This window comes from Mesorhizobium sp. M0768 (genome assembly GCF_040320195.1).
Taxonomy (GTDB): Bacteria; Pseudomonadota; Alphaproteobacteria; order Rhizobiales; family Rhizobiaceae; genus Mesorhizobium.
On sequence record NZ_JAMYPD010000008.1, the window covers coordinates 220,457 to 229,438 of the forward strand.

7 protein-coding genes are annotated in these 8,982 nt (G+C 65.2%); 2 read left to right on the forward strand and 5 right to left on the reverse strand.

Annotated features, from left to right (window positions below):
* Positions 1-230 precede the first annotated feature (230 nt).
* The 5 genes from NKI08_RS14045 to hutI all read right to left on the reverse strand — a co-directional run bounded on the left by NKI08_RS14045 (position 231) and on the right by hutI (position 6,516).
* Positions 231-818, reverse strand: coding sequence for a HutD/Ves family protein (locus tag NKI08_RS14045; protein WP_352770160.1), 588 nt, complete (start codon positions 816-818; stop codon positions 231-233).
* An 8-nt stretch (positions 819-826) separates the two neighbouring features.
* Complete coding sequence (gene hutU / locus NKI08_RS14050) at positions 827-2,497, reverse strand: urocanate hydratase (protein ID WP_352770163.1); 1,671 nt, start codon at positions 2,495-2,497, stop codon at positions 827-829.
* A 32-nt stretch (positions 2,498-2,529) separates the two neighbouring features.
* Positions 2,530-3,348 carry an N-formylglutamate deformylase gene (gene hutG, locus NKI08_RS14055; protein WP_352724513.1) on the reverse strand — a complete coding sequence of 273 codons (819 nt, stop codon included), beginning with the start codon at positions 3,346-3,348 and terminating at the stop codon, positions 2,530-2,532.
* A 385-nt stretch (positions 3,349-3,733) separates the two neighbouring features.
* The gene (gene hutH, locus NKI08_RS14060) at positions 3,734-5,269 is read right to left on the reverse strand and encodes a histidine ammonia-lyase (protein ID WP_352770167.1); all 1,536 of its coding nucleotides are present in this window, start codon (positions 5,267-5,269) and stop codon (positions 3,734-3,736) included.
* Positions 5,266-6,516, reverse strand: a complete 1,251-nt coding sequence (hutI, locus tag NKI08_RS14065) for an imidazolonepropionase (RefSeq protein WP_352542362.1) — start codon at positions 6,514-6,516, stop codon at positions 5,266-5,268. The genes hutH and hutI overlap by 4 nt, the downstream gene beginning before the upstream one ends.
* Positions 6,517-6,614: 98 nt before the next feature.
* Here hutI and NKI08_RS14070 point away from each other — a divergent pair, with 98 nt between their 5' ends.
* Both NKI08_RS14070 and hutC read left to right on the forward strand, forming a co-directional pair.
* Positions 6,615-7,964 carry a formimidoylglutamate deiminase gene (locus tag NKI08_RS14070; RefSeq protein ID WP_352770168.1) on the forward strand — a complete coding sequence of 450 codons (1,350 nt, stop codon included), beginning with the start codon at positions 6,615-6,617 and terminating at the stop codon, positions 7,962-7,964.
* Complete coding sequence (hutC, locus tag NKI08_RS14075; RefSeq protein ID WP_352449230.1) at positions 7,961-8,722, forward strand: histidine utilization transcriptional repressor HutC; 762 nt, start codon at positions 7,961-7,963, stop codon at positions 8,720-8,722. The genes NKI08_RS14070 and hutC overlap by 4 nt, the downstream gene beginning before the upstream one ends.
* Positions 8,723-8,982: the final 260 nt, after the last annotated feature.

The window sequence follows — 8,982 nt, forward strand, 5'->3', positions numbered from 1 at the left end:
GCCACGGCAATGTCCCTAAAACCGGTCCAAATGCAATTGGTTGCATCGCAACACTTGGCCGAAAGTTTGTTTCCGCACCACGACAAGATGCCGTCTTTCGACAACTTCCAGGCGAGCACTATGAGCATCGTTTCGGCTTCTGATCGGCGGAAGATTCAGGCTTTTTCGTGATGCAGCGACCAGCTTACGCGATATTTGGCCGGCGTCACGATCATGTTTGGAAACAGACGTTAATCGTTGCCGGCAATGCGGTCGATGCGGATCACGAACAGCATGGCCGGCCGGACCGGATCGAGGCGCAGTTCCGGCACTTGCGCCCCGGGCAACAGCGCGTCGAGCGGCCCCAGTTGCATGGGCGCCGCGCCGGCCACGCTGAGTTCGCCGTCGACGCACAGGATGAGTGTTTCATCGGCTGCGGCCTGGATCTCCGTCGGAGCCGAAATCAGCAGGCGCTCGACAGTGTGGACCGCCCGGGCGCGGCGGGTCATGACGTTGAGGTCGGTGATCGGACCGGCGATCAGCGTGGCTTGCGTCGGCACGTCGGCCGGAAAGGCAAGCGGTGCGGAAGCCTTGGTGATTTCGACCGGTAGCCGGCCGGCGATGTCGAGGATCATGCCCTCGCCTTCCAGCAGGGCCAAGGTCCGATCGACGCCGGCGAAGCCGGAGAACGGCCCGCCGCCCTCGACGCGCGCCATCGAGACGCGCCAGTCGAAATCGTCGAGCCCGGCACCTGGCGGCGAGACGGCAATCTCCGTCGTCACCCCGCCGCTGTTCTTCCACGGCATCGACCGGTATTCGGCTGCCCGAAGGATGCGCAAGGCGCGGCTCAGCCCAAAATGCCGGGCAGGTTGAGCTGGTTCTCCCGGGCGCACTCGATCGCGATGTCATAGCCGGCATCGGCGTGGCGCATGACGCCGGTCGCCGGATCGTTCCACAGAACCCGCTCCAGGCGCTTGGCCGCCTCGGGCGTGCCGTCGGCGACGATGACCATGCCGGCATGCTGCGAAAAGCCCATGCCGACGCCGCCGCCATGGTGCAGCGACACCCAGGTGGCGCCGGACGCGGTGTTGAGCAAGGCATTGAGCAACGGCCAGTCGGAGACGGCATCGGAGCCGTCCTTCATCGCCTCCGTCTCGCGGTTCGGCGAGGCGACCGAGCCGGAATCGAGGTGATCGCGGCCGATGACCACCGGCGCCTTCAGTTCGCCCCTGGCGACCATCTCGTTGAAGGCGAGGCCGAGCCGGTGGCGATCGCCAAGCCCAACCCAGCAGATGCGCGCCGGCAGGCCCTGGAAGGCGATGCGCTCACGCGCCATGTCGAGCCAGTTGTGAAGATGGGTGTTGCCGGGGGTCAGCTCGCGCACCTTGGCGTCGGTCTTGTAGATATCCTCGGGATCGCCGGAAAGCGCTGCCCAGCGGAACGGGCCGATGCCGCGGCAAAACAGCGGACGGATGTAAGCCGGCACGAAACCCGGGAAGGCAAAAGCATTCTCGAACCCCTCCTCCTTCGCCACTTGGCGGATGTTGTTGCCGTAGTCGAGCGTCGGCACGCCGGCATTCCAGAACGCCACCATCGCCTCGACATGCTCGCGCATCGACGCGCGGGCAGCTTTTTCGACGGCCTTCGGATCGGAGGTGCGTTTCTCGCGCCACTCGGCCAGCGACCAGCCCTTGGGCAGATAGCCGTTGAGCGGGTCATGCGCCGAGGTCTGATCGGTGACGATGTCGGGGCGCACGCCGCGCCGCACCAGTTCCGGCAGGATGTCGGCGGTGTTGCCGACCAGGCCAACCGATTTCGCTTCACCGGCTTTGGTCCAGCGCTCGATCTTTTCGAGAGCCTCGTCGAGCGTGTCGGCGCGCTCATCGACATAGCGGGTGCGCAGCCGGAAATCGATGCGGTCGGGGTCGCATTCGACCGCCAGGCAGCAGGCGCCGGCCATCACCGCGGCGAGCGGCTGGGCACCGCCCATGCCGCCGAGGCCGCCGGTCAAGATCCATTTGCCCCTGAGATTGCCGCCATAGTGCTGGCGGCCGGCTTCGACGAAGGTCTCGTAGGTGCCCTGCACGATGCCTTGCGTGCCGATATAGATCCACGAGCCGGCCGTCATCTGGCCGTACATCATCAGGCCCTTTCTATCGAGCTCGTTGAATTTCTCCCATGTCGCCCAGTGCGGCACCAGGTTGGAATTGGCGATCAGCACACGCGGGGCGTCAGGATGAGTGCGGAACACGCCGACCGGCTTGCCCGATTGCACCAACAGCGTCTCGTCGTCGCCAAGCGTCTTCAGCGAGGCAACGATGCGGTCGAAATCGTTCCAGGTGCGCGCCGCCCGGCCGATGCCGCCATAGACGACCAGTTCGTTGGGGTTTTCGGCGACGTCTGGGTCGAGATTGTTCATCAGCATGCGCAACGGCGCTTCCGTCAGCCAGGTGCGGGCGTTGAGCCCGCTGCCGCGCGGGCTGCGCACTTCACGGATGTTGTGGCGAGGATCGGTCATGATTGTCCCTTTCGAGTGAGGTGCACCGCGCGTCAGCGTTCGGCCCAGGCGATCGCGGTTTCCAGGATCTTCTTCAGCGTGACGCGGATCGGCGCCGCGAATTCGGCCTCGTAAGGCACCGGCCAGTTAGCCGGTTCGCCCTTGCCTTCGGGCTCGCGCATATAGCCGCGGTTGGAGAGTTCCATCTGCAGCGCGTGGACGCCGGCTTGCGGCTGGCCGAAATGGCGCGTGATCCAGCCGCCCTTGAAGCGGCCGTTGACGACGTAGCTCTCGCCGGTTTCGGCGAGGATCTGGCCAACCGTCGCTTGCAGCGTCGGATCGGCGCTCTTGCCGTCATTGGTGCCGAGATTGAAGACCGGCAATTTGCCTTCGAAAAGGCGCGGCAGCACCGAGCGGATCGAATGGCAGTCATAGACGACGACCTTCCCATGCAAAGCGCGCAGCCTGTCGATCTCGGCCTGCAGAGCAGCATGATAGGGTACGAAGAACTTCTCGCGGCGTTCGTCGATCTCCGACGGTCCCGGCTCTTCACCCTTGCGGTAGAGCTGATCGCCGTCAAAAGTCTCTGTCGGGCAGAGCCCGGTCGTCGTCTGGCCGGGATAGAGCGAAACGCCGGACGGATCGCGGTTGACGTCGATAACGGTGCGCGAAATCGCCGTATGCACAACGGTCGCGCCGAGGTCTTCTGCGAAGTCATAAAGCTTGTCGATCCACCAGTCGGCGTCACGGCGGCCGAGCCAGGGCGAGACCAGCCGGCTGTCGAGGCCGGCGAGATCGATGCCGGTATGCGGGATCGAAACCAGCAGGGGTGCTGTGCCTTGGGTGACGGTGAGCCAGGAGGGTGAGGTCATCGGAAGTCTCCGCGCGACAGAACGCGACCCTGCAATCGTCCGTGAACACCGGCCTCGCTTTTTGCCGGTCGCAACGCATTTTGTTCTTGCTTTGTGCCGGCAGCTATGCTACTAAATCCGGTATGGTGTTGATTCGGCCCGACGACCCGCCTTTGAGGCGGGTTTTTTGTTGCCGGGCTGAGGTTGGCGGGACAGCGCCCCCCTCTGTCCTGCCGGACATCTCCCCCACGAGGGGGGAGATCGGTAGCTTCGCCGCTTCGCTCAATCCTGCAACGTTGGAGATTGGCGAAAGACTCGATGATGGCCAATCTCCCCCCTCGTGGGGGAGATGTCCGGCAGGACAGAGGGGGGCGCGACAGAACGCGGCCTGTGACGGTGAACAGTCTCACGACGTCACCCCCGGCAGTTTCACCGCACCTGCGGCCTTCACCGCCGCGCCGCTGCGTATCATGGCGATGGCCTTCTCCATGTCGGGGTGGAAGTGCCGGTCGTTGTCGAGATGCGGCACCTCTGCCCTGACCAGCCGGCGCACCGCCTCCAGTGCCGCGCTCGAGGCCAGCGGTGCGTGGAAATCGCAGCCTTGCGCGGCGGCCAGCAATTCGATGCCGATGACGGCCGTCGCATTCTCGACCATGCCGATGAGGCGGCGCGCGCCATGCGCCGCCATCGAGACGTGGTCTTCCTGGTTGGCCGAGGTCGGGATCGAATCGACGCTGGCCGGATAGGCCTTTTGCTTGTTTTCAGAAACCAGTGCTGCCGCCGTGACCTGAGGGATCATGAAACCGGAATTCAGACCCGGCTTGGGCGTGAGAAAGGCCGGCATGCCCGACAGCGCCGGATCGACCAGCATGGCGATGCGCCGCTCCGACAGCGAGCCGATCTCGCAGACGGCGAGTGCGATCATGTCGGCGGCGAAGGCGACCGGCTCGGCATGGAAATTGCCGCCCGAAAGTGCGGAGTCGTCCTCGGCAAAGATCAACGGATTGTCGGTGACGCCGTTGGCCTCGGTGCCGAGCGTCTCGGCGGCCTTGCGGAGCACGTCGAGTGCTGCGCCCATCACCTGCGGCTGGCAGCGCAGGCAATACGGATCCTGCACACGCTCGTCGCCGACGCGGTGCGATTCACGGATGGCGCTGCCGGCCATCAAATTGCGCAACGCCTCGGCCGTCTCGATCTGGCCGCGATGTTTCCTGAGCAGATGAATGCGTGGATCGAACGGAGCGTCGGAGCCCTTGGCGGCATCGGTCGACAGCGCGCCGGCGACCAGTGCCGACTGGTAGAGCACTTCCGCCTCGAACAAAGCGGCAAGCGCATAGGCGGTCGAAAACTGGGTGCCGTTGAGCAGTGCCAGGCCTTCCTTGGCGCCCAGTGTCACCGGCTCCAGGCCGTGCGAAACGAAGGCGACCTTGGCGGGAAAGCGGCCATGCGGGGTAAAGCACTCGCCGACGCCGATCATCACGGCGGTCATGTGCGACAGCGGCGCAAGGTCGCCGGAAGCGCCGACCGAGCCTTGCGCCGGCACCACGGGGATAACGTCGTTGGCCAGCATCGCCTCGAGCAGTTCGATCGTCCGCGGCCGCACGCCGGAGGCGCCCTGTGCCAGGCTGGCCAGCTTCAGCGCCATCATCAGCCGGCAGATTGCGACTGGCATCGGCTCGCCGACGCCGGCGGCATGAGACAGCACGATGTTTCGCTGCAACGTTTCCAGATCGGCGGCGGGGATGCGGACGCTGGCCAGCTTGCCAAAGCCGGTATTGATGCCATAGACCGGCTCGCCCTTGGCAACGATCCTGGCGACGGCCTCGGCGCTGGCCTTGATCTTCGGCCGGCAGGCATCGTCGAGCCTCAGTGCGGCGCCGCGATAGATGGCGCGCCAATCGGCCAGCGTGGCATTGCCCGGCCTTAGCTTGAGTTCGGTCATTGTCCCCTCCAGATGCGGGCATGCAGCGGGTTGAAGCCCATGCGGTAGACGAGTTCGGCCGGGCGCTCGACGTTCCAGATCGCCAGATCGGCGGATTTTCCGGCCTCCAGCGTGCCGGTCTGCCCAAGCAGCCCGAGCGCGCGGGCAGCCTCGCGGGTAACGCCGGCAAGGCATTCATCGACGGTCAGGCCGAACAACGTCGCGGCCATGTTCATGGTCAGCAGCAGCGAGGTCAGCGGCGACGTGCCGGGATTGTTGTCGGTGGCAACGGCCATCCTGACGCCATGCTGCCGAAACAAAGCGATCGGCGGCTTCTTGGTCTCGCGGATGAAGTAGTAGGCGCCGGGCAGGATGGTCGCCACGGTTCCGGCCTTCGCCATCGCCGCCGCACCGGCCTCGTCGGTGTATTCGAGGTGGTCGGCCGATAGCGCACCATAGCGCGCCGCAAGTTCGGCGCCGTGCAGATTGGACAGCTGGTCCGCATGGAGCTTGACCGGCAGGCCCGCCGCCTTTGCGGCATCGAACACGCGGGCGATCTGCTCCGGCCAAAAGGCAATGCCTTCGCAAAAACCGTCGACGGCATCGGCCAGGCCCTCGGCGGCGACGGCCGGCAAAATCTGCTTTGCAACAAGATCGATAAAGGCGTCCTTGTCGCCTTTTGCTTCGGGCGGCAGTGCATGAGCGCCGAGGAAAGTGGTCCTGACCGTCACCGGCCGCTCACCGCCCAGCCGTCGTGCGGCGCGCAGCGACTTCTTCTCGTTTTCGAGGTCGAGACCGTAGCCGGATTTGATCTCGACGGTGGTGACGCCTTCGGCGATCAGCGCATCGAGGCGCGGCAGCGACTGGGCGACCAGCTCGTCCTCGCCGGCGGCGCGCAGTGCCTTAACCGAGGAAACGATGCCGCCGCCGGCCTTGGCAACCTCTTCATAGGTAGCGCCGGCCAGCCGCATCTCGAATTCATTGGCCCGGTTGCCGGCGTGAACCAGATGGGTGTGGCAGTCGATCAGGCCGGGCGTAATCCAGCGGCCTTCGCAGTCGGTCGCCTCGGCGTCTTTGCCAAGTGCTCTGGGGCGGAGCGCTGCCGGCATGTCGGCTTCCGGCCCGGCATAGACGATCCGGCCATTGCGCACGGCGATTGCACCGTGCTCGACAACGCCTGACCCGGGGCTGCTTTCGGCCATGGTCGCGAGGCGCGCATTGCGCCAGAGGCGAAGCTCTCCTGCCCGGCTTTTGCTCTCTGCAGCCATCATCTTTTCCGTTTCAATAGGTGACGATTATGTATATACATATGAAAAGGCACTGCAAGCGCTATCATCGCACGGCAGACCGGGATTTGGAGAAAAACGTGACGGCAATCTTTGCGGAACAGGCGCTTCTGCCCGACGGCTGGCACAGCAATGTGCGGATCGTCATCTCCGACGGCAGGATCGCCACGGTCGAGGCGAATACCTCGCTCCTGCCCGGCGACGAGCGCCGTGCCATCCTTTTGTCCGGCATGCCGAACCTGCACAGCCATGCCTTCCAGCGCGGCATGGCCGGCCTTGCTGAATTGCGCGGCCCTTCCGCCGACAGTTTCTGGAGCTGGCGCGAGGTGATGTACCGTTTCGCGCTGTCGATGACGCCGGACCAGGTCGAGGCGGTCGCGGCCCAGCTTTATGTCGAGATGCTGGAGGCCGGGTTCTCGCGCGTCGGCGAGTTTCACTATCTCCACCACGACCGTGACGGCCGGCCCTATGCTGACATCGCCGAGATGGCGCAGCGCATTGTTGCCGCAGCGTCCGAGACAGGCATCGGGCTGACTTTGCTGCCCGTGTTCTACGCGCATTCCTCTTTCGGCGGCGCTGCGCCAAGTGAAGGCCAGCGCCGGTTCATCAACGATGTGAACCAGTTCTCGCGGCTTGTTGAGAAATGCCGAGAATCCATTCGCGCGCTGAATCAAGGCGTCGTCGGCGTCGCCCCGCACAGCCTGCGTGCCGTGACACCGGAGGAACTGGAAGACATCACGGTGATGGCGCCGGAGGGGCCTATCCACATCCACATCGCCGAGCAGAGGAAGGAGGTCGAGGACTGCCTTGCCTGGTCCGGGGCGCGGCCGGTCGAATGGCTGCTTGCCAACGCCAAGGTCGACCGGCGCTGGTGTCTCATCCACGCCACCCACATGACCGACACCGAGACGACCGATTTGGCGAAAAGCGGCGCCGTTGCCGGTCTCTGCCCGATCACCGAGGCCAATCTCGGCGACGGCACCTTTGCCGCGTCCTTGTTCATGCAGCATGGCGGCCGCTTCGGCATCGGCTCGGATTCAAACGTACTGATCGGCCTGCCGGACGAGTTGCGGCAGCTCGAATATTCGCAGCGCCTCGCCCACCGCGCCCGCAACGTGCTGGCGGTGGCCGGCGGCTCGACCGGCCGTGCTTTGTTCGATGCCGCGCTCGATGGCGGCAGTGCCGCGCTGGGCGCCGGCCTCTCGCAGATCGCAGCAGGTGCCTCGGCCGATTTCGTCTCGCTCGACGGCAAGCATCCATCGCTGGCCGGCAAGACGGGCGATGCAATCCTCGACGCCTGGATTTTTGCCAACGGAAAGATCGATTGCGTCTGGGTGCATGGCAAGAAACTGGTCAGCGGCGGCAGGCATGCCAGGCGCGATGCCATCGCCGAGCGGTTCCGCAAGGTGATGACGGCGCTTTCGGCATGAGCATGATCGGGACAATAAGCGCGGATTCTGGAAGCGCGGACGGCGGCGAGGTTCTTTCGCTGCACCAGCGCATCCTGTCGGACATCAGCGACCGGATCCTGTCGGGTGCCTGGGCGCCCGGCCACCGCATTCCGTTCGAGCATGAACTGACGGCCGAATACAATTGTTCGCGCATGACAGTGAACAAGGCGCTGTCGCAACTGGCCAAGGCCGGGCTGATCGAGCGCCGGCGTCGTTCGGGCAGTTTTGTCCGCCGGCCGCAGTCGCAGGCAGCCGTTCTCGAAATCCACGACATCCGGATCGAGGTCGAGGCACTTGGCCTGCCCTACCGCTACGAGCGCATGGCGCGAGACAGAAGGCGCAGCAGCGCCGACGACCGCGCCCTGCTGGAACTCGACGTCGCCGGGCCGGTGCTGGTGCTGGAATGCCGGCATTTCGCCGGCAAGAGGCCGTTCGCCCACGAGCAGCGGCTGATCAACCTGGCTGCCGTGCCGGAGGCCGCCGAAGAGGCGTTTTTCGACACCGCGCCCGGTCCGTGGCTGATCGGGCGCGTGCCGTGGAGTGCCGCCGAGCATCGCATTCGCGCCGTTGCCGCCGAAAAGCACATCGCGGCGGCGCTCGACATCGAGACCGGTGCGCCGTGCCTGGTGATCGAGCGGCGGACATGGAGCGCCGAGCACCCCGTCACCCACGTCCGGTTCACCTATGCGGCAGAGAACCACACGCTGGTGGCGCGGTTCACGCCGTCAACGGGGTAAACCCTCCCCCTTGAGGGCCTCTCGAGGGGAGGGTCGGCGAGTAGTCGAAGCGAAGCGGAGACTGCGAGACGGGGTGGGGTCGGCGAGGTCGCACCGACCCCACCCCGCGTCACAAAATGCCGCCATGCGGCAATTTGCTCCGCGACCCTCCCCTCAAGGGCAGGGGAATCGCATATGGCGATTTTGGGGTTGAGTTTAGGCTGAGAAAGGATTCTTTGGAGAGGCAGTTGAGCGAAGGAGCGACTGCCATTTCCTGCCTT